Annotated in this window: 15 protein-coding genes and 1 other annotated feature; of the genes, 13 read left to right on the plus strand and 2 right to left on the minus strand. The window is 46.3% G+C overall.

Translation table 11 applies throughout. The annotated features are described in order from the left end of the window. Nucleotides 1–20: 20 nt before the first annotated feature. The 4 genes from ABWW58_RS08035 (at nt 21) to ABWW58_RS08050 (ending at nt 6,317) form a co-directional block, all read left to right on the plus strand. Nucleotides 21–878 carry a Cof-type HAD-IIB family hydrolase gene (locus tag ABWW58_RS08035; protein ID WP_353868616.1) on the plus strand — a complete coding sequence of 286 codons (858 nt, stop codon included), beginning with the start codon at nt 21–23 and terminating at the stop codon, nt 876–878. 266 nt (nt 879–1,144) lie between these two features. Continuing rightward, nucleotides 1,145–3,007 carry an anaerobic ribonucleoside-triphosphate reductase gene (gene nrdD, locus ABWW58_RS08040; protein ID WP_353868617.1) on the plus strand — a complete coding sequence of 621 codons (1,863 nt, stop codon included), beginning with the start codon at nt 1,145–1,147 and terminating at the stop codon, nt 3,005–3,007. Between the two features lie 25 nt (nt 3,008–3,032). Continuing rightward, entirely contained in the window at nt 3,033–3,536 is a 504-nt protein-coding gene (gene nrdG, locus ABWW58_RS08045; protein WP_353868618.1) for an anaerobic ribonucleoside-triphosphate reductase activating protein, read from the plus strand. Between the two features lie 771 nt (nt 3,537–4,307). Then, nucleotides 4,308–6,317 carry an FAD-dependent oxidoreductase gene (locus tag ABWW58_RS08050; protein WP_353868619.1) on the plus strand — a complete coding sequence of 670 codons (2,010 nt, stop codon included), beginning with the start codon at nt 4,308–4,310 and terminating at the stop codon, nt 6,315–6,317. 51 nt (nt 6,318–6,368) lie between these two features. Here ABWW58_RS08050 and rnhA read toward each other — a convergent pair whose 3' ends face one another. Continuing rightward, a complete protein-coding gene (rnhA, locus tag ABWW58_RS08055) occupies nt 6,369–6,827 on the minus strand; it encodes a ribonuclease HI (RefSeq protein ID WP_353868620.1) in 459 nt (152 codons plus the stop codon). A 235-nt stretch (nt 6,828–7,062) separates the two neighbouring features. On the opposite strand from rnhA, the gene ABWW58_RS08060 reads away from it, so the two are divergent. The 3 genes from ABWW58_RS08060 (at nt 7,063) to ABWW58_RS08070 (ending at nt 11,919) form a co-directional block, all read left to right on the plus strand. Then, entirely contained in the window at nt 7,063–7,986 is a 924-nt protein-coding gene (locus ABWW58_RS08060; protein WP_353868621.1) for a ketopantoate reductase family protein, read from the plus strand. A 20-nt stretch (nt 7,987–8,006) separates the two neighbouring features. Next, entirely contained in the window at nt 8,007–8,819 is an 813-nt protein-coding gene (locus ABWW58_RS08065) for a C39 family peptidase (RefSeq protein ID WP_353868622.1), read from the plus strand. A gap of 478 nt (nt 8,820–9,297) precedes the next feature. Next, complete coding sequence (locus tag ABWW58_RS08070) at nt 9,298–11,919, plus strand: SH3 domain-containing protein (protein ID WP_353868623.1); 2,622 nt, start codon at nt 9,298–9,300, stop codon at nt 11,917–11,919. Nucleotides 11,920–11,992: 73 nt separating this feature from the next. On the opposite strand, the gene bacA is transcribed toward ABWW58_RS08070, so the two are convergent. Continuing rightward, nucleotides 11,993–12,796 (minus strand): undecaprenyl-diphosphate phosphatase, encoded by an 804-nt coding sequence (bacA, locus tag ABWW58_RS08075; RefSeq protein ID WP_353868624.1) that lies wholly within the window; start codon nt 12,794–12,796, stop codon nt 11,993–11,995. A gap of 272 nt (nt 12,797–13,068) precedes the next feature. Continuing rightward, nucleotides 13,069–13,316: a binding site (T-box leader), on the plus strand. Between the two features lie 138 nt (nt 13,317–13,454). On the opposite strand from bacA, the gene argC reads away from it, so the two are divergent. Genes argC through carB form a run of 6 tightly spaced genes read left to right on the plus strand, consistent with a single transcriptional unit; the run spans nt 13,455 to nt 22,074 of the window. Beyond that, complete coding sequence (gene argC, locus ABWW58_RS08080) at nt 13,455–14,492, plus strand: N-acetyl-gamma-glutamyl-phosphate reductase (protein ID WP_353868625.1); 1,038 nt, start codon at nt 13,455–13,457, stop codon at nt 14,490–14,492. 13 nt (nt 14,493–14,505) lie between these two features. Beyond that, nucleotides 14,506–15,729, plus strand: a complete 1,224-nt coding sequence (argJ, locus tag ABWW58_RS08085; RefSeq protein ID WP_353868626.1) for a bifunctional glutamate N-acetyltransferase/amino-acid acetyltransferase ArgJ — start codon at nt 14,506–14,508, stop codon at nt 15,727–15,729. 26 nt (nt 15,730–15,755) lie between these two features. Next, nucleotides 15,756–16,559 (plus strand): acetylglutamate kinase, encoded by an 804-nt coding sequence (argB, locus tag ABWW58_RS08090; protein WP_353868627.1) that lies wholly within the window; start codon nt 15,756–15,758, stop codon nt 16,557–16,559. Beyond that, nucleotides 16,552–17,748 (plus strand): aspartate aminotransferase family protein, encoded by a 1,197-nt coding sequence (locus ABWW58_RS08095; RefSeq protein WP_353868628.1) that lies wholly within the window; start codon nt 16,552–16,554, stop codon nt 17,746–17,748. The genes argB and ABWW58_RS08095 overlap by 8 nt, the downstream gene beginning before the upstream one ends. Nucleotides 17,749–17,765: 17 nt before the next feature. Then, nucleotides 17,766–18,854, plus strand: a complete 1,089-nt coding sequence (locus tag ABWW58_RS08100) for a carbamoyl phosphate synthase small subunit (RefSeq protein ID WP_353868691.1) — start codon at nt 17,766–17,768, stop codon at nt 18,852–18,854. After that, nucleotides 18,838–22,074, plus strand: coding sequence for a carbamoyl-phosphate synthase (glutamine-hydrolyzing) large subunit (gene carB / locus ABWW58_RS08105; protein WP_353868629.1), 3,237 nt, complete (start codon nt 18,838–18,840; stop codon nt 22,072–22,074). The genes ABWW58_RS08100 and carB overlap by 17 nt, the downstream gene beginning before the upstream one ends. The last annotated feature ends 2 nt before the right edge of the window (nt 22,075–22,076 follow it).

Below are 22,076 nucleotides of genomic sequence, written 5' to 3' on the forward strand. Positions count from 1 at the left end.
TTGTGCGGAGGTGGAAACTTATGCGTATACAAACGATTATGCTTGACTTAGACGGCACAACATTGACGCCGAATAACCAGGTGACACCTGAATTAAATGATTATCTGAAGAAATTAAGCGCACGCGGTAAGCGTGTGTTTGTGGTAACCGGCAGATCTGAAGTGGATGCCTTGAATGTGCTTCCAAATGATTTTCCCCTTGAAGGAATGGTGGCGGCTAATGGCATGACTGTTTTTGCCGGTGCGGAGAAGATTTACCAAAGTACACTTTCAAAACCACTTGTACAGCTTTTGATTCAACGTTCAGAGGAACAGAAATTTTACTATCAGCTCCATCCGATTGGCGGCAGACGAACAATCCTGAGTCGCGACAGAGGTTATGTTACCGATCAAATTAATGGTGAGCGGCCGGAATCGGTGGCAGTGAACGAGTGGTTCTCAAGGAGACAAGCGGTTTTAGAAGACATGGTCTGGAAAGACAGCCTGTCTGATAAAGAGCTTGAGCAAATCGTCAAAATCTATTTTTTTAACGATGATGTGCGTAAAATGGATGCATGGAAGACAGGGCTGCAAGAATTGCAGGATGAATTCGAATTTGATTATTTCTCATCGTCGCACAACAATGTTGAATTGGTTGGAAAGGATATTTCAAAAGCAAGCGGGATTCAACGATTATTGGATCATTACCATCTTTCGCCGGATGAGGCGCTGGCGGTTGGTGATGGAGAAAATGACCTGCCGATGTTTGGGATCGCCGGGCACTCTGCTGCGATGAAGAATGCGCCTGATCATGTGAAGGCGAAGGCGGATTGGGTGACCGATGCCCCTTATTTTGACAATGGGCTCTATAAATTTCTGAAGTATATTTTTCAGCAGTAAACCGTAAATTGATAAAAGATGGTGTGACGATCACGAAATCGTCATTTTTTTTATGTGTTTTTACCTTTTTTTGTGGCGGCTTGTCGTTATAATAAATAAGTTGTTCTTTTTCTCACCCTCTCAGGAGCATGTCCCTTTCAAGCACCGATTCCACTCTATAATCCCACAAAAGTACATCAAATCTACATATTGTGTTAAAATTATATTGAGCATACTATATATTGTTATATAATTATTTTTAGAGCAAGATGTTGGGGGCGGTAAAAATGATCAAAGAACCGATGCTTAAAGAGAAAACATTAGATGATAAAATTCGCGACTTAATCAATATGGATGAATATGTTGCCAATGAAAATGCGAATAAAGACGAAAAAGTATTTAATACGCAGCGCGATTTGCTCGCAGGTGTGGCGGCAAGGGACTATGCGCTCCGCCATATTTTGCCGAAGGAATTTGCCGATGCGCATAAACAGGGGATTATTCATTTCCATGACCTTGATTATTCGCCCTTTTTCTCAATGTATAATTGTATGCTGATTGACTTTAAAGGCATGTTGAAAAATGGATTCTCAATAGGCAACGCGGACGTGGAGCAGCCAAAGTCAATTAAAACCGCGACCGCGCTTGTTGCTCAGATCGTTGCCAATGTGTCTTCGAATATTTATGGTGGCACATCATTCAACCGCGCGGACGAAGTATTAGAGCCTTATGCGAAAACCAGTTTCCATAAATATTTGCAAACGGCGAAGGAATGGTTCTCGGATCCTGCAGAACAAGAACGCTATGCTTATTCCATGACTGGGAAAGAAATCTACGATTCGATGCAGTCGCTTGAATATGAAATTAACACGTTGTTTTCAAGTAATGGACAAACACCGTTTTTTACACTGAATTTCGGGCTTGGCGCATCGTGGTTTGCGCGTGAGATCCAAAAAGCGATTTTAAAGGTGCGAATTATCGGACTGGGCCGCGATCACAAAACGGCGGTGTTCCCAAAGCTCGTGTTTACGATCAAACGTGGGTTGAATCTTAATGAAAGCGATCCAAACTACGACATTAAGAAGCTGGCATTGGAGTGCGCGACGAAACGGATGTATCCGGATATCTTGAATTATGACCGAATCGTTGAGGTGACCGGGGATTTCAAAGCGCCGATGGGATGTCGCTCATTTCTCCCATCCTATAAGGAAAACGGACAGTACATTACGGACGGGCGCAACAACATGGGGGTGGTTACCCTCAATATTCCGAGGATCGCCATTGAAACAAGCGGTGATCAAACTGCTTTCTGGAATCTTTTTGAGAAACGTCTTGACCTTGTCTGCCGCGCGCTGCTTTTTCGGATCCATACACTCGATAATGTGGAAGCGAAAAACGCACCGATTCTCTATCAATACGGCGCAACCGGCAAACGGCTGCAGGCAGACGATCCGGTACAGGACATTTTCAAAAATGGCCGCGCGACCGTATCCATGGGCTACATCGGGCTTTATGAAGCGACGACGGTATTCTACGGACCGGATTGGGAGCACGATCCTGCTGCCAAAAAGTTCACACTCGATATTGTGAAACGCTTCAAAGCGGTTGCGGATGAATGGCGCACTAGGACGGGTTACGCGTTTAGTGTCTATGCGACACCGTCAGAGAGCTTGACCGACCGTTTTTGCAGACTGGACAAACAGCATTTTGGCAGTATTAAGGATATTACAGATAAAGATTACTACACGAACAGTTTTCATTATGATGTGCGCAAAAAGATCAATCCATTTGAGAAAATTGATTTTGAAAAGGATTATGAACCGTACACGGGTGGCGGCTTCATTCATTACTGCGAGTTCCCATCCTTGGTGAACAATCCTGAAGGACTGGAGACGGTTTGGGATTACACCTATGACCGCATCGGCTATTTCGGTACGAATACGCCGATCGACAAATGCTATGAATGCGGCTATGAAGGCGAGTTCGAATCAACGGCAGCGGGCTTCCAATGCCCAAGCTGCGGCAACCATAATCCGGAAACGACTTCCTGTATCCGCCGATTGTGCGGCTATCTTGGTTCTGTCATTCAACGCAAACCGATCAAGGGACGTTTGAAGGAAATCAATAGCCGCGAAAAGCAGCAGAGTTAATAGAGTTGTTCGGAGTGTGAATAAAGTGAATTATGCGGATTATAAACGCTTTGATTTTTTGAATGGGACGGGAGTCAGGCATTCTCTGTTTGTCAGCGGCTGCCATTTTCATTGCAAGGGTTGCTGGAATGCAGTTGCTTGGAATCCCGATTTCGGTAAGCCGTATACAGATCAGATTGAAGATGCGATCATCAATGATTTAAAGGATTCGGGCAAAAATGTTCAGGGATTGTCGCTGCTTGGCGGCGAGCCGTTTGATCACCCGGATACCTTGACAAAACTCGTCGAGCGCGTCAAGAGCGAGTGCCCGGGCAAGGACATTTGGTGCTGGACCGGATTTCTCTATGAAGATTTGCTTGAGGATTCGGAGCGGCGGGAAATGCTTGACCAAATCGATGTGCTTGTGGACGGACCATTTGATCTAACAAAGCGGAACTTGAAGCTGAAGTTCCGCGGATCATCCAATCAGCGTGTTATTGATGTGAACGAGTCGATGAACAAAGGAAAAGTTGTCTTGCAGGTTCAATAGGAATAGCGAGATACCGGTGGAAAAGTCGTACCCGGTATCTTTTTTTGCGTGCGCCCGGAAGAATGAATCTTCACCTTCATTCCCGAACAGGAGACGGACGAAGCACAATAACCGCGTAAGAGCAGGAGAAAGTTAGACCGAAAAGTGGGAAAGATAGGCCGAATCAAATAGATATTAGGCCGAACGCTCGAAAAGTTTGATGCTAGACCACCAGATAGGGAGGGTTGAACCGAAGAAAGAAAACGTCGAACCGAATGAATTCGAAGTAGAACCCAAGACCGGGAAAGTCGAACCGAATGAGAGGAAAGTAGCTAAATCACGAGTAGTAACAAAATGATCAAAACTCGTAGCTAAATCCAGAAGTTGTATCCAGTCCACGAAAAGTTGTATCTAAACGCTCAAAAGTCGTAGCTGATTCCAGGAGTTGTATCCAATCCACGAAAAGTCAAACCGAAGAATAGAAGTCGAACCTAATGAGAGGGAAGTAGAACCGAATTGAGACAGAATCGTAACTGACCACGAAAAAGTTAAACCGAAGCAATGCTGATCCTTTCGCTGGATCGCTGATATTTTTCGCCGGAACAACGCAAAATCAGTGGCTCCTGTGCTTTAATCATGCATTGTTTTATTGCGCAGTCAGTCTTTACTGTGCAATAATTTTTCCTGCTTATTTGAAAACGTTTACATAAAATGTGAATTTTTTAACATACATGTCCTAATCGCAGTGTTATAACGGATGTGTGATCCGAATCCAAATTGAGGGGGCAGCACATGATGTATGAATCATTGTTTCAGCCTATGAAAATTGGAAAACTGGAAGTGAAGAATCGAATCTCGATGGCTCCAATGGGCGCTTTCGGTTTAGTCGACAATGAAGGGTGTTACAGTCAGCGTGCGATCGACTACTATGTCGAGCGGGCTAAAGGCGGTACAGGTTTAATTATCACAAGTATCACAAAAGTTGAGAATAAATTGGACAAGGTTGTTTCAGGAATTATTCCTGTTGTCTCAGAGAATCCGGGACGTTTTTTAATGACTTCTGCAGAAATGACGGAACGCGTTCACGCATACGGGGCGAAAATTTTTCTGCAGTTGACGATGGGTTTCGGACGAAGCGGTGTTCCGGGCGCTTTGCTGACCGCGCCTCCTGTTTCCGCGTCGAATATTCCAAACTATTGGAAACCATCAGTCACATGCAATGAACTGACAACTGCGCAGGTCGAATGGATTGTGCAGCGATTTATTGAAAGCGCAGACATTGCAAAAAAAGCAGGCTTTGATGGCGTGGAAATCCACGCGGTTCACGAAGGCTACCTGCTTGATCAGTTTACCTTGGCACTGTTTAACAGAAGGACGGATAAATATGGTGGCGATCTCAAGGGACGCCTGACACTTCCGATCGAGATCGTTCAAGGCATTAAGAAAAGATGCGGTAAAGATTATCCTGTTGGAGTTCGCTACAGTGTTAAAAGCTGTATTAAGGACTGGCGCCAAGGCGGCCTACCCGATGAGGATTATGTGGAAAAGGGACGCGACTTGGAAGAGGGAATTGAAGCTGCAAAAATTTTGGAGGCAGCTGGTTACGATGAATTGAACACTGATATGGGAACTTATGATGCCTGGTATTGGTCGCATCCGCCAATCTACCAGAAAGAGGGGCTGTACCTCCCGTATACGAAGAAGTTGAAAGAAGCAGTAAGCATTCCAGTCATCGTTGCCGGAAAATTAGGCGTTCCTGATGTAGCAGAAAAAGCGCTAGATGAGGATGCGGCAGATATGATTGGGCTTGGCCGTCCACTTTTAACCGATCCATTCTGGCCGAAGAAAGTGCTGAACCATCAGGTTGAACAAATACGGCCATGCATCGGCTGTCATGTCGGCTGCTTGGGACGCGGGTTTGAAGGCAAGCCGCTGAGCTGCGCCGTAAACCCGGCATGCGGACGAGAACGCTACTATGAACCAAAGCCGGCATGCAAAGCGAAAAAAGTGCTGATTGTCGGCGGGGGTGTTGCCGGGATGGAAGCCGCACGCATGGCGACGTTGCGCGGACACCAAGTGACACTTTATGAAAAGAGCGGGGCACTGGGCGGGCAGATTATTCCTGCATCGACGCCGGATTTTAAAATCGATGACAGACGATTGATCGCATGGTACAAAAATGAAATGAAGCGACTGAATATAGCCATTGTTTACGACACAGAGGTCGATGAAGCGCTTGTTAATAAGGAAAAGCCTGAAGTTGTCATCATCGCCACCGGTGCGCACGAGGTTCATTTAAATCTTTCCGGTGCGGATAAGGATAAAGTCGCCTCATCGATTGAAATTCTCAGCGGTAAGAAACAAGCAGGCGACAATGTCCTGATTGTCGGTGGGGGACTTGTTGGCTGCGAGACGGCGCTCTATTTGGCGCAAAAAGGTAAAAAAGTGACAATTGTTGAGGCACAGGATAAAATTCTCAGCAATGGCGGAGGCAAACCGATTCCGCATATGAACAAGATCATGCTCATTGATTTACTTAATAAATATGACGTAGCTGTAACTACAAATAGTTCACTAACTGAAATCACCGATGAAGGTGCGGTTTTAACGAATACCCATTTTCGCAGACAGGCCGTGACCGCAGATACCGTCGTCATTTCTGTGGGCTTTAAGCCGGATCAGAGACTCTATCATGAACTGAACGGAAAGGTTCCGGATTTGTATCTGATTGGCGACGCGTATCAGGCGGCGAATATTATGAATGCCGTTTGGAGCGGAAATGAGATTGGCATGAACTGCTAGTCGGTACAAAAAAACAGGGGGCTCTGCATATTACGCAGGGCTCCCTGTTTTTCAATTATCTTTTTCCAAATCATCCATTGCAAGATTGGCGAGCTGATCGGCCCGTTCGTTATACTCGACGCCGTGATGGCCTTTGACCTTGTTGAACGCTATCTTTTCCTGCATCTGCGCAAGTTCATTCAGACGCATCCAGAGCTCCTTGTTCTTGACCGCCTTCCCGGCGGCTGTTTTCCAGCCCTTCTTGATCCAACCGGAGATCCAGCTGTTCATGCCATTCACAACATAGGCGCTGTCAATATAAAAAGAAACTGGAATTTGTCGCGTTTTTAATGATTCAAGAGCGCGAATCGCTGCTGTAAGCTCCATCACATTGTTCGTCGTGTTGCGCAATCCACCGCGCAGTTCTTTGACATGATCGCCATACTTTAGAATCGCGCCCCAGCCGCCTACATTATGGTCATCCTGATTGCCTCGGCATCCGCCGTCGCAATAGATAATAATCTCACTCATTTTATTCACCTGCTTCTCGTAAATTCAGATCAACTCAATTATTCTCTTATGGTCCAGTCAATTCCTTCAAAAACACAGCCACTGATCAGTATACCAAAAAATAGTGAGGCGCAGCCCGAATGTTACTACGAGAGAAAAAACGGATGAAATACTGTAGAATAAAAAGTAACATAGAGATAGACTTGTGAACTGCAGCAGGAGATAGAATTCAACACAGGGAATGGGGCGTGTTTTTTTGAAAATTGCGGTGTTGGGAGCCGGAGCAATCGGCTGCTATTATGGCGGAGTATTGGCAAAGGAAAAGATGGATGTGACATTTATTGCTAAGGGACAAACTCTTGAACGTTTGCGTAATCATGAGCTTGTCGTTAAAAGCATTAGTGGCAATTTTTCTCTTCCTGTTAACGTAAGTGATGCGGAGCAGTTGGCAAAAGACGATACATTTGATTTTATTCTCCTAGCAATCAAATCAACAGCTCTAGAAGCAGTGATCCCTGAATTGCGTGCTGTCGTGGGACCGAAAACAAAGGTGATTTGCCTGCTCAACGGAATCGGAAATGAGGAGCGCTTGGCGGAAGTATTTGGCGCGGATCATATTGTCGGAGGCTCTGCATTTATTTCAATTATTCGAGAAGCACCGGGCGTGGTAAATCATGTTGGTGATGGAAAGCTGGTCATTGGTGAATGGCAAGAAAATGCTGAAAAAAACAGCAAACTTTATGAATTGGAAAAGGCACTTCTGCACGCGGGAACTGTTGTTCAAATTTCAAACTGTATTCGTCAAATCAAATGGGAAAAATTACTTTGGAACATCACATATAATCCATTGACCGCACTTACACGAACCCGTGTCGGTGAAGCGTTGAAGGATCCGGATCTTAACGGCTTGTTGAAGCGGGTCAGCGAAGAATTTTTGTCGGTCGCTGAGAAGTCCGGAATTGCGATCAGAGAGCAATATAAGGCCGGCCTGCTGTTCCCCGACGAAAAGATTCAGAATCATAAAACGTCGATGCTCCAAGATCTTGAGAACGGGCGCGCCATGGAATTAGACGCGATTCTAGGCTTCGTGATTCAAACGGCTGAACAATGCGCCGCAGAGGTGCCGACGATTGAGACAATCTACCATCTGCTTCAATTTATGGATCGTCAAAATCAATAAAAGACGCAAGGGGATTATTAATGCGTATGCAGAAATATATATCGGCTGTGTTAATGATTGTAATTATGGTCGGATGCGTGCTCTTCATCTCGCTTTTAGTACAAAATCGAAATGATCATGAAACGCAATCACAGGATACTGAACCGCGGCAAACCAGCAATGAGAATACAAGCGAACAAAAAAGTGAACCGATAAAGCAACTACAACCCAAGCGCGCAAAAAAGCAGGTCGTAGCAGAAAAGAGACTGACCGCTCCCTATGTCAGTCAAAAACCTGAGTTGCCGAACGGTTGTGAAGTCACAAGCTTGACGATGCTGCTTCAATCCGCCTCAGTGAAAGTGGACAAGTTGACATTGGCCGCTAAAATGAAAAAAGTGCCGTTCCAATCAGGAGGTTTTAAGGGTAATCCTAACGAAGGATTTGTCGGCAACATGTATCATGGCAGCCGGGCAAATCCGGGATTGGCGGTGTACCATGGACCAGTTGCAGATCTTGCGCGAAACTATTTGGGCAACCGAGTCATTGATTTGTCCGGAAAACCATGGTCTGCAATTGAAACGCAATTAGTTTCAGGCAAACCGGTTTGGACGATTACCAGCATTAATTTTCAGCCAATCCCGGATAGCGCGTGGCAGGAGTGGCGTACCAGACAAGGAACGATGCGCATCACCTTCAGAGAACATTCAGTTTTACTGACTGGGTTTGATGAACATAATGTCTATTTTAATGACCCGCTTGCCGGTGGACCGGGAAGCAAGTCCGACAAGCAAGCATTTATTAAAGCATGGAAGCAGTTTGGCAATCAAGCCATTTCCTATACATCTGAACAATGAAGATGGTGAAAAGTCCGAATCGGGCTTTTTTTTTTGCGGTTTTCGGGCGATCCAATCAATCTTGAACATTTCGTTTCACCTATGAATTTTGGGGTATATAAAAATAGAGAACTGTCCTTTTCCTAGTTGATTTTTTTCGGAAAATAATGATGCGATCAACCTACAAGTAATTTTTTTCTGTATTTGGATCAATTAGGAAGATCATGATGCGAAAATAATGATAGTATAGTATTGAAATAGAATTATAAATATAAAGCAAGAATCGAGTTAACCAATGCATCCTGATTAGAAAACGTTTGCATTAATGCCAATGTAATAATATACCCGTGCCTTGACACCTATTAAATAACGCTTGTTGACGATGAACTATTAAAAAAATACCGTTCTATCAGCTTAATCCATTAAACAAATTCCATATCTTACCGATATAATAGTAAAAATATAATATATCATTTATCATATTCGGGGGTGGCTTACATTGAGCCCAAATCGTAACTTTACTATTGTCGGCACGTTCGCAGCAGCGGCGGCTGTTGCCGCAGTCGCAGGAGTACCTTCTCATGCTTCAGCGGATACATTTGAAGCGTATCAGGGAAAAGCAAAAACGAATTTGAATATCCGAAGCACACCCGGCACAGAGCAGCAACAAATCGGTATGTTGAAGAAAAATCAGACTTTTGATGTAGTTGGCATAGACAAGAAGAGTGAAAAAGGAAATTGGCTGAAAATCAAATATGAAGGTCGTACTGCCTATGTTGACGGGTATTATGTAGAACGTGTATCTGAGACGGCAACTGCCACGCCGACATTGTCGATACAATCGGTAACTAATTATCAAGGTGTGACCTCAGCGAATTTAAATGTGCGCCTGTTGCCTTCAACAAATGGGACGGTCCTAAAGACGTTGACGAAAGGAACAACTGTGACGGTTACCGGGAAAACAGGCGACGGCTGGCTTCAAATTAAATATAAAGATGGATCTGCTTATGTTTCGGCGGATTACATAAAAACAGGTTCAGCCTCTGAAACGAGTACGCCGGCAAACACACAAACACTTTACACCGGAACGACAACGGCAAATCTGAATGTCCGCTCCGGTGCGTCGACTTCAGGCAAATTGCTGACAACGTTGAAAAAAGGGAGCAGTGTGGAAGTCGTAGGGACGAGCGGAAATTGGCTGAAGATCAAGTACAACGGCGGCACCGCGTACGTGTCCGGCGATTACGTGAAGAATGCGGGCAGTACGCCAAGCTCCGACAGTTCCAATGAAACCGTTCTGTACACAGGAGCGACAACAGCGAATCTGAACGTCCGCTCCGGCGCGTCAACGTCGAACAAGATCATGGCAACGTTGAAAAAAGGAAGCAGCGTGGAAGTCGTAGGGACGAGCGGAAATTGGCTGAAGATCAAGTACAACGGCGGCACGGCGTATGTATCGAAAGACTATGTGAAAAAACCGTCAAGCGGGAACAGCTCCGGATCTGACAGCACAAGTGAGACAGTGCTTTATACGGGAACGACAACGGCGAATCTGAATGTCCGCTCCGGCGCGTCAACATCAAACAAAATCATGACAACGTTGAAAAAAGGAAGCAGCGTGGAAGTTGTAGGAACCGAGGGTGACTGGTTGAAGATCAAATACAGCGGCGGCACGGCGTATGTATCGAAAGACTATGTGAAAAAGCCGTCAAGCGAAAACAGCTCCGGATCTGACAGCGCGAGCGAGACGGTGCTGTACACGGGAACGACAACGGCGAATCTGAATGTTCGATCGAGCGCATCGACCTCGGGTAAGCTTTTGACAACGTTGAAAAAAGGAAGCAGTGTGGAAGTCGTAGGAACTGAGGGTGATTGGCTGAAAATTAAATACAACGGCGGCACGGCCTATGTATCGGCTGATTATGTGAAAAAGCCGTCAAGTGAAAATAGCTCCGGATCTGACAGCGCAAGCGAGACGGTGCTTTATACGGGAACGACAACGGCAAATTTGAATGTCCGCTCCGGTGCGTCGACCTCAGGCAAATTGCTGACAACGTTGAAAAAAGGAAGCAGTGTGGAAGTCGTAGAAACCGAGGGTGACTGGCTGAAGATCAAATACAACGGCGGCACGGCCTATGTATCGGCTGATTATGTGAAAAAGCCGTCAAGCGACACATCGAGTGATGCTTCATCGGACAGCGATTCGTCCGAATCACAATCGTCGAAAACAATGGGTTTAATAACAACAGGAGTGAACTTTCGACAAGGTCCCGGAACTTCATATAAAAGTTACAGTGTGCTTAAGGCCGGCACACTAGTAGAGCTGCTTGCCGATGGACCTGATGGCTGGAAGAAAATCAGCTATGATGGAAAAGACGGTTATGTTTATGGAGATTATTTGAAAAACGAAACGACAACGACCATTCAGGATGGCAATGCGGCTTATATAACAACCACTTATCCGCTGTCATTTGGACAAGCGCTGGCGAAGGAACAAAGCGTGAACAGCAGTTCTTCTATAGCGCAGTATCTCAATCCGAAAAACTTTGCCAAGGGCAGTATTGAGTACTACCAATTTTTGCAGCTGTCGTCACTAACAAATGTTTCCTTGAGTGATATGAATAAGATGCTTAGCGGCAGAGGAATCTTGTCAGGACAGGGCGCAGCTTTCATAAGCGCGGCTAATGAGAGCAAAGTGAATGAAGTGTATCTTGTTTCCCATGCTCTGCTTGAGACAGGCAACGGCAGTTCGACGCTGGCTAATGGTGTCAGCTATAATGGTACAACGGTTTATAACATGTTCGGTATCGGCGCGTATGACGGAAGTGCGGTTAACAGCGGGGCGAAATATGCTTACGAGCAAGGATGGACCACGCCTGCGAAAGCGATCGAAGGCGGAGCTGCCTGGATTGCGAAATACTATGTTTACAATGCAACATACCGCCAAGACACATTGTATAAGATGCGCTGGAACCCAGAAGCACTTGCTGTAGGGAGTGCCGCACATCAATACGCAACAGATGTTGGTTGGGCGGTCAAGCAGACTCCAATGATTGACAGCATGTATAGCACGATCTCTAAGTACAGCTTAATCTTTGATGTCCCGGAATACGCGAATTAAATTATAGGTTAGAAAAATGGCCGGAGAGAATGATCACACATCTCTCCGGCCATTTTTTATTACAATCAATCTCTTAGAAAATTAAATAGAGTGCAAATACTGCTGCAAGAATAAATCGGTAAATCGCGAAAGGTACAAGAGTGAATCGTCGCAATAGCTTAAGGAAGAAGACAATAGCGAACATCGCTACGATGAACGCGGTGATAAAACCGACCACAAAGAGCGGGATATCACTGACATGCAGGAACTCAAGACTTTTTATAAAATCGACGCCACTCGCACCGATCATCATCGGTACGGCAAGAATGAACGAGAATTCCGCAGCTGTTTTTCGTTCAACACCGGCGATAATTCCGCCTGCGATGGTCGATCCGGAACGTGAAAATCCGGACCAGAGTGACAGACATTGAAACAGTCCGATGACAAAGGCTTGGCCATAGGACAATTCCTTCGTTCCGGCGCCAACGTGATTTGCAGCGATCTTTTCGGCAATGATCATTAAAATACCTCCGACCACAAGAGCAACGAGAACGCTTTGCGGCGAGAAAAGAACATTTTTAATGAAATCATGCAGAAGAATGCCGAGAACCCCGGCGGGAATACCTGCGACAATGATATGCAAGAGATTCAGATGCTCAGGTCCGCTTTTAGGATCGTTTTTGTAGAAACCAAAGAGGCTCCACAGTCTTTTCCAATAGAGGACAACTACTGCCATTATGGATCCTAATTGAATAATAACTTCAAAGGTTTTTGCGGTATCGCCTCTAAAGTGAAGTAAATCAGCAGCGAGAATCAAATGCCCGGTTGAAGAAACCGGCGCAAATTCGGTTAACCCTTCAACGGCGCCAAGAATAACCGCGATCAATAATTGAATCAAGAACGTCACCAACCTTAAATCAGGAGTATATTCATTTTTAAACAAGCCTTTTTATTATATCATATTCACTTTTCGCTACAGCATTTCTGTCAGGGGGGGCAAGCCAAGGATTTCACAAAAATAAGTGCTTCTAAAAGATTGAGTGGTGGAATAAATTACTTGTGAAGCGAAAACACATTAACTACAAAATAATTTGCAAATAAGGATTGACATATTTAGTGAACAAGGTATAATGAATATCACACAAGTTAGAAATAGTGACTAATTATTTACGAAAACCAGTGAAGAAGAGAGTAACAGTGAATCGCTGCTCAAGCGAGCCGGGTTGATGAGAGCCGGTGCAGTGAAACTGTGAACCGCACTTCGGAGGCGGCAGCCTGAATAATAGGTAGGGTTGTCCGGGAACTCCCGTTACAGAGTCTTAAGCAGATTCCCTTTTGGATTAATCATTTTTGAACTTCCATATATGGGGATAATCAGAGTGGTACCGCGGGCATAGTGATCAACGCTCGTCTCTTTTCTTCAAGAAAAGAGGCGGGCGTTTTTAATTTTGCGTCGGACACCTTATTTGTGGACGTATTCTATCGTTTTAATTTATCTCTCTGAAGCGTTAATAAGACACCGAGTGAAAATAAGCAGGTTATTGGAGGCTTTGCAAGTGAAGGCAGGAATTGTAGGCGCAAATGGATACAGCGGTGTGGAATTGATCCGCCTGTTGCTGAATCATCCGCAAATCAAATTGGAGATGCTGATCGCTCATTCGACACAAGGCATGGAGATTCAAAGCATCTATCCTCATCTAAATGGTATTGTTGAAAAAACTTTGGAGGAATTTGATGCGGATGAACTTGCGGCAAGAGTGGATGTCGTGTTCTTTGCGACTCCTGCCGGCGTCAGCAAGGACCTGCTTCCTGAATGCCTTAAACGCGGGTTAATCTGTATTGATCTTTCCGGGGACTTCAGGCTCAAGAATCCGCAGGACTATGCGGACTGGTATCATAAGGATCCTGCTGACCAGGCATTGCTGAATGACGCGGTGTACGGATTGGCGGAGATTAACCGACCTCAGATTGAGGGAGCAACCTTCATTTCGAATCCCGGCTGTTATCCGACAGCCGCATTGCTTGGTCTCGCTCCTGTGCTGAAAAACGACGTGATTGATTTACAATCAATCGTCGTTGATGGGAAGTCCGGCGTTTCCGGATCGGGCAAAAGAGCGGCGCTGGGCAACTTGTTCTGCGAGGTCAATGAGAATGTGAAGGCTTATAAGCTTGGTCAGCATCAGCATACGCCGGAAATTGAGCAGATGATCTCAGAGATCAGCGGAGAAAAAAATGCGATCACATTTACCACTCATCTGATCCCGATGACGCGCGGGCTGTTATGCACCACATACGCGAACTTGAAAAAAGGATTTTCAACACGAGAGTTATTGGAACACTACGAAAAGTTTTATGAAAAATCGCCTTTTGTTCGGATCAGGCCGCTTGGAACTTGGCCGGCGACAAAAGAAGTGCTGGGTTCAAATTTCTGTGATATCGGATTGAATGTCGACGGGCGAACCAGGCGTCTCACCATCGTTTCAGTAATCGACAATGTGGTTAAAGGCGCGGCCGGTCAGGCAGTGCAGAATCTGAATATTATCAAGGGCTGGGATGAACAGGCGGGACTCGCGTTCACCCCGATCTATCCGTGAGAGGGCGAGAGAAATGGAAGAAACTTTTAAGAAGACAGAAATCATTCACATAGAAGATGGCAGTGTCGGATCTCCAAAGGGTTTTAAAACAGGCGGTCAGAATATAGGACTGAGAACAGGACGTCCGGATATGGGCTGGATTTTTTCAGAAGTTCCTGCCTCGGCGGCAGGCGTTTACACGACGAACGTGTTTCAGGCTGCGCCGTTACAAGTTACTCAGGCCGGCATTGCAAAAGAAAAGAAACTTCAGGCGATTCTAGTAAACACGGTGAGCGCCAATTCATGTACGGGCGAGCAAGGAATCGACAATGCGTTCATGACGAGAAAGTGGATGGCCGAACATCTAGGTGTATCTGATCATCTTGTTGGTGTGGCTTCAACAGGAGTCATCGGCATGCAGCTGCCCATGGATAAAATGGAGCAAGGTATTGCAGATATCGTCTTAGACGCGCCTGAAGCACCATTCGAAGAAGCGATCCTCACAACGGATACGAAACCGAAACACCTTGCTGTTCAGTTCGAAATTGACGGCAAAAAGGTGACCATCGGCGGCGCGTGCAAGGGTTCGGGGATGATTCACCCGAATATGGCTACCATGCTTGGATTTGTGACAACCGACGCGGCGGTGGAACCCGACGCACTAAGCTTAGCGCTGAAATCAGTTGTTAATCAAACATTTAATCGAATCACCGTTGACGGCGATACGAGTACAAATGACATGGTGCTGCTGCTGGCAAATGGACAGGCCGAGAATCATCAGCTGAACGAGCAGCATCCGGAATGGCAAACGTTCCTGAATGGGCTGGAGCATGTGTGTCAAGGTCTTGCTAAGTTCATTGCCGGGGATGGCGAAGGAGCGACGAAGCTGATTGAGGTGCAGGTGAGCGGAGCTAAGGATGATCATTCCGCTGAAATCATCAGCAAATCCATTATTGGCTCAAGTCTTGTGAAGACGGCAGTATTCGGCAGTGACGCCAATTGGGGCCGCGTGATTTGCGCTATGGGGTACAGCGGTGAACACTTCGATACCAACAAAGTGTCCATGGCGCTTGGCGATATTGTCCTCTTCAAGGACGGCATGCCGGTTGACTTTAATGAGGAACAAGCGAAGGCGTATTTAGACGGGGATAGCGTCGTCATTAAAACCAAGCTTGGTGAAGGATTTGGTAAAGCGGTCGCTTGGGGCTGCGACCTTACTTATAATTACGTGAAAATTAATGCATCTTATCGTTCGTGAGAGAAAATGATGTTAGGAGGACAACAATGAACCGTTATCTGGTGATTAAATGTGGAGGAAGCGTTTTTGAACGACTGACTCCGGCCTTTTTCAAAAGCATACAGGCGATCCAGGCGGAGGGCGAGTGGCTGCCGGTCATTGTGCATGGCGGCGGTCCGGCAATCTCACAGATGCTGGAAAAACTAGCCATCCCGACGGTTTTTCATCATGGTCTTCGGGTGACGACTCAGGAAGTACTCGATGTTGCGGAGATGGTGCTTAGCGGAACGATGAATAAACAAATTGTTTCCAAAATTGGCGCTTCCGGCGGCAAAGCGTTTGGATTAAGCGGCATTGACGGCGGACTGTTCAAGGCCAAACCGCTGGCGCTTTCCAAGCTTGGTTATGTCGGTGAGATCACTTCGGTGGATTCATCAATAATCACCAATCTCTGCGAGCAAGGATATATTCCGGTTGTTTCTCCGATCTCCATGGACGATAAAGGTCAACATTACAATATAAATGCCGATCAGGCGGCTTCTGCGATTGCGGCGGCATTAAATGGGAAACTATGTTTCATCAGTGATGTCCCTGGCATCCTCGTTGAAAAAGATGGGACGCTTACACGTCTGAAACAAGTTTCTGATCTGGAAATTGAGCGGCTGATTGAATCCAAGAAAATTAGCGGCGGCATGATTCCGAAAGCGAAGGCAGCGGTGGACAGTTTAAAGAATAACGTCCAGGAAGTTGTCATTGTGAATGGTATGATGCCGGAATGTCTGGTTGATTATACTAAGGGCGTTGAAGTCGGAACAAAAATATTCCTTGAGGAGGAAGTACTCCATGCTTAATACAAAGTCGGAAGAAAAAATCGCACCGGTGATGAGTGCTTATGGACGTTTTCCAATTACTATTGAAAAAGGCAAGGGAACTTATGTATGGGACAGTGAAGGAACAAAGTATCTCGATTTTACAGCCGGGATCGCTGTTCTCGCACTTGGCCATGTTCCGGATGCTGTAGAGTCAGCTCTGAAGAAGCAGCTCGATACACTATGGCACTGTTCCAATTTGTATCATATCGGACCGCAAGAGAAACTCGCGAAAATGCTGACTGATCGCACATGCTGTGACCAGGTTTTCTTTGGTAACAGCGGGGCGGAAGCAAATGAAGGCGCGATTAAATTGGCGCGCCGATACGCGACTATAGTGCTGAACAAACCGGAGGGACATATTGTCACCTTTGATCACTCCTTCCACGGTCGGACGCTCGCGACAATGGCGGCAACTGCTCAGGAAAAAATACACAGTGGTTTTGGAACGCCTGTTTCCGGATTCAAATACCTTCCCTATAATGATGAAGCAGATATCGATGCCATTGCAACAGATGACGAATGTATCGCTGTCATGCTGGAAATGGTTCAAGGCGAAGGCGGAGTGATTCCTGCGGATAAAGTATGGGTTCAGAAGCTCGCATCTGTGTGCAAGGAAAAAGGCATTCCGATGATTGTCGATGAAGTGCAGACGGGTATGGGCAGAACCGGCACGCTTTTTGCCTATGAACAGTACGACATTGAACCGGACATTCTGACAGTAGCCAAAGCGCTTGGCTCAGGGATTCCGATCGGAGCGTTCCTAGCAAAAAAACATATTTCCCAGTTGCTCACCCCGGGGACTCATGGATCGACATTCGGCGGCAATCCGTTCTCAACGGCGGCAGGAGTGGCGACCATCGAAACCTTTGAGAAACAAGATGTTATTGCTCAATGTGTGAAGAATGCGGCTTATTTTAACCAGAAATTGACTAACCTTAAAGAAAAATATGCGAATCAATTGATTGCTGTCCGCGGTCTTGGCCTTTTGATCGGCGTGGAAACATCTGCACCGGCTTTAGATATTGTCAATGAAATGAGAGAGAAGCATCACGTGCTCATTCTGACGGCAGGCAAGCATGTACTGCGTATTTTACCGCCGCTTGTGACCAACGAGGCGGAAATTGATCAATTTATCGAAGCTTTTGACGATGTATTAAAAGAACAATAATTAGGAGGCTGCTGATGATGAAAAAAGGATATCTGCTTCTGGAGTCGGGCCAACTTTTCCCGGGGGTACGCGTTGGCGCTTCTTCATCTGTGATTGGCGAACTTGTTTTCAACACCAGTATGACCGGCTATCAAGAAATTATGACTGATCCATCCTATGCGGGACAGATCATGACGTTCTGCTATCCGCTGATTGGAAATTACGGAGTCAATTTGCAGGATAATGAAAATGCCAAGATCCAAATGCAGGGCGTGCTGTTCAGCAATCTTTGCGAGCTGCCGAGCCATTATCAATCCATTAAAACAGTTGATGAATGGTTGAAGCAATCAGGTGTTCCAGGACTTGCGACTATTGATACCCGTGCTGTGGTAAAAGCGGTGCGCGAGCGCGGGACAATGAAAGCCGCCATCAGTGACTCTCCTGATTTTTCTCTGATTGATTGGAAGCAGCCGCTGCCTCAGGATATGGTCGCCAAAGTCTCGACAAGCAAAATGACGGTCTATGAAGGAGAAGGGCCGCATATCGCACTGATCGATTATGGCTATAAGAAATCAATGCTGAAGGCGCTGCTGGCTGAAGGGTGCAAGGTAACGGTCGTTCCTTTTGACACGAGTTCCGCAGCCATTGCGGAATTGCAGCCGGACGGGGTAATGCTGAGCAATGGACCGGGTGATCCGATTCAGTTGCAGCCGCTTTTTGGAGAGATTAAGAAAATCACGTCAAGTTATCCGACGCTTGGCATTTGCCTCGGTCATCAGCTGATTGCACTTGCCTATGGTGCGAAGACAGGCAAGCTGCTTTTCGGTCACCGCGGTGCCAATCATCCGGTTAAGGAATTGAAAACGGGAAAAGTTTGGATGACTTCGCAAAATCACAGCTATGTGGTCGAGAAGGAAAGCGTGAATTCGCAAAATTTCTCCATCAGCTATCTTAATGTTAACGATGGGTCGGTAGAAGGATTGAGCCACAACACGCTCCCAATTGAGACGGTTCAGTTCCATCCGGAAGCGCATCCCGGGCCGGACGATACCCACCCGATCTTCTTGAAATTTATTGATATGATTAAACAGAACAAAGGTGAAGTGACTCATGCCGTTACGTACTGACATTAAAAAAGTGCTCGTCATAGGTTCCGGCCCAATAGTGATCGGGCAAGCGGCAGAATTTGATTATGCCGGTACGCAGGCCTGCCTCGCCCTAAAAGAGGAAGGCATCGAAGTTGTCTTGATTAACAACAACCCGGCGACCATTATGACCGACGATCAGATCGCAGACCGAACCTATATTGAGCCATTGACGATTGCGACAATTGAAAAGATTATTGCTAAAGAATGTCCGGATGGACTCATTGGTACCTTGGGCGGACAGACCGGTCTGAACCTTGCAGTTGCTCTCTATGAACAAGGAATTCTTGCAAAATACAATGTTGAACTGCTTGGCACCTCAGTCGATTCGATCCAACATGGAGAGGATCGGGAATTATTCAAGGATCTGATGCTTGAAATCAAGGAGCCGATTCCTGATTCCAGAATTATTCGCTCTTATGATGACGGTCTGGCTTTTGTTAATAAAATCGGCTATCCGGTCATCATTCGTCCGGCATACACGCTCGGCGGTTCCGGCGGCGGTTTTGCTTATAACGAACAGGATCTTAATCTTGTGCTTCACCGGGGGTTGACGCTCAGTCCTATTCATGAAGTGCTGATAGAGCAGAGCATTAAGGGCTGGAAAGAAATTGAATATGAAGTCATGCGCGATGCCAACGACACGTGCATTATTGTATGTAATATGGAAAACATGGATCCGGTTGGTGTTCATACTGGAGACAGTATCGTTGTAGCACCTTCGCAGACATTGTCTGATGTGCAGTATCAAATGCTGCGAAACGCGTCGCTGAAAATAATTCGTGCGCTGAAGATCGTCGGCGGCTGCAATATTCAGTTCGCCTTAAATCCAAATTCAGATGACTATGCGATTATTGAAGTGAATCCGCGTGTGAGCCGGTCGTCGGCGCTGGCTTCCAAAGCGACCGGATATCCTATTGCACGCATGGCGGCCAAATGTGCGATTGGATTCCACTTAGATGAAATTTTAAATCCGATTACAGGGACGACGTACGCATCCTTTGAACCGGCGATTGATTACATTGTCGTGAAAATTCCACGTTTTCCTTTTGATAAATTCACCGAGGCTGATCGAAGTCTCGGTACTCAGATGAAAGCGACCGGAGAAGTCATGGCCATTGATCGGACCTTTGAAGGGGCACTGAATAAAGGTGTTCGTTCCATGGAGATGGGCTTTACCGGACTTGAAAGTAAGGCACTTAGCAAACAACCGGACGATGTTCTCGAGGAACACCTGAGAAATACGACGGATTTGCGGCTGCTCGCGATCAGTGAACTTTTCCGAAGAGGACGGTCGGTCGCGGACATCAATCAGGCTACTGAGATTGATCCGTGGTTCTTGAACGCGATTTACGGGATTGTTACTTTTGAAGAAGAACTTGCCGAAAAAAATCTGTCCGAAATAACCGTTGCTGAGTTCGAAAAAGCGAAATGGATGAACATTGGAAATCAGCGTCTTGCACAGCTGCTCAATACTTCTTTAAAAGACATTGACGCTCGTGTTACGGGTGCCGGCCTTTCGCCTTCGTATCACTTGGTCGATACATGCGCGGGAGAATTCGAAGCGCAGACACCTTATTATTATTCCACATGGTTCGGCGCAGATGAAGCCCCCGTCAGTGACAAACCGAAGATTCTGATCATCGGCTCAGGGCCGATCCGAATCGGACAGGGCATTGAGTTCGATTATTGCTCGGTGCAAGCGACAATGGCGGTGAAGAAGAACGGTTATGAAGCGATTGTGATCAACAACAATCCTGAAACCGTCAGCACCGATTATTCCATTGCCGATCGATTATACTTCGAACCGCTGGCGATTGAAGACATCTTGCATGTTGCGAAGAAGGAAAAGGTTCAAGGCGCGCTTGTCCAGTTCGGCGGCCAAACAGCCGTAAATGTGGCCAAGGCACTGGAGCAGGCCGGCATCAAGGTGCTTGGTACATCAACTGAAAGTATCGACCGTGTTGAGGATCGGGAGCAATTCTATGAACTTTTGCAATCGCTCGACATTCCGCATATTCAAGGAAAAACGGTTCATCAGCTTGAAGACTTGCCTGCGGCAGGTGAACAGCTCGGCTATCCGATACTCGTTCGTCCTTCTTACGTAATCGGCGGGCAATCCATGTTCTTGTTCCATCACTCAGAGGAACTCGATGCCTATATCAACAGTGAACGCAATTTAAATGCGCAGTCATTTCCTTTACTGGTCGATCGATATATGCCCGGTGTAGAATGCGAAGTCGACGCGATTAGCGACGGGGAAGCGACAGCGATTCCCGGCATTTTCCAACATGTTGAACGCGCGGGTGTCCATTCAGGCGACAGCATCGCTGTTTTTCCATCCTTCAGCCTCAATCAAGCGGTACAGGATGAAATTGCAGAAGATACGCGTAAGATCTGCCAAAGCCTGAATGTTAAGGGATTGATCAACATTCAGTTCGTGATTTCAGCGGAGAAAGTGTTTGTACTCGAAGTGAATCCCCGCGCTTCGCGGACGGTTCCGATCATAAGCAAAGTGACTGGTATTCCGATGGTTGAAAAAGCGGTGAGTGTTCAGCTGGGTCAAAGTATGAATAAACTGGATCTCGCCAATGGCTATTGCCCGCGGCCTGGTTTTTATGCGGTGAAGGCTCCGGTATTCTCATTTACGAAACTGAAAGGCGTCGATCCTGTACTGGGACCGGAAATGAAATCGACAGGCGAACAGCTTGGCATGGGACGGACGGTTGAGGAAGCCTTTATGAAGGGTGTTTATCTGAACGAGGCCAATCCTTTTTCAATAAATTCGACGAAACGAGCCGTGTTCTGTTCGGTGACGGATAATCAGAGAAGTGAGAGTCTGAAGCTCATCAAAAAGCTTGAGAGTCGCGGCTTCGACATTTTGGCGACACCTGGAACTGCGGATTACTATGCTAAAGCGGGTATTCGAATAACAAAGGTAAGCGATGAAGAAGCGGAAGTGGCCAAACAACTGGCGAGCGGTAAGATAACTGCTGCGCTTAATATTCCAACGGCAGGGCGCAACAGGCAATCCTTCGGTTTTAAGATCAGAGCGCTTGCGCTTCGCTATCAAGTACCTGTCTACACCTGTTTAGACACGATAGAAGCAACACTCTCGGCAGCTAAGGGCGAACCTTCACCGGAAGTGCACACATTGGATGAGTATCGGGATTTAAGCTATATGACGAATAAAGGGAAGTGACT

This window comes from Sporolactobacillus caesalpiniae (assembly GCF_040513385.1).
Taxonomy (GTDB): Bacteria; Bacillota; Bacilli; order Bacillales; family Sporolactobacillaceae; genus Sporolactobacillus.

Bases quoted from the DNA above. Each gene is read 5' to 3' on its own strand.
- argJ (WP_353868626.1), top strand. From the start codon at position 14,506: ATGGAAGAAACTTTTAAGAAGACAGAAATCATTCACATAGAAGATGGC.
- nrdD (WP_353868617.1), top strand. From the start codon at position 1,145: ATGATCAAAGAACCGATGCTTAAAGAGAAAACATTAGATGATAAAATT.
- carB (WP_353868629.1), top strand. From the start codon at position 18,838: ATGCCGTTACGTACTGACATTAAAAAAGTGCTCGTCATAGGTTCCGGC.
- ABWW58_RS08095 (WP_353868628.1), top strand. From the start codon at position 16,552: ATGCTTAATACAAAGTCGGAAGAAAAAATCGCACCGGTGATGAGTGCT.
- ABWW58_RS08065 (WP_353868622.1), top strand. From the start codon at position 8,007: ATGCGTATGCAGAAATATATATCGGCTGTGTTAATGATTGTAATTATG.
- ABWW58_RS08050 (WP_353868619.1), top strand. From the start codon at position 4,308: ATGATGTATGAATCATTGTTTCAGCCTATGAAAATTGGAAAACTGGAA.
- argB (WP_353868627.1), top strand. From the start codon at position 15,756: ATGAACCGTTATCTGGTGATTAAATGTGGAGGAAGCGTTTTTGAACGA.
- rnhA (WP_353868620.1), bottom strand. From the start codon at position 6,827: ATGAGTGAGATTATTATCTATTGCGACGGCGGATGCCGAGGCAATCAG.
- ABWW58_RS08035 (WP_353868616.1), top strand. From the start codon at position 21: ATGCGTATACAAACGATTATGCTTGACTTAGACGGCACAACATTGACG.
- ABWW58_RS08100 (WP_353868691.1), top strand. From the start codon at position 17,766: ATGAAAAAAGGATATCTGCTTCTGGAGTCGGGCCAACTTTTCCCGGGG.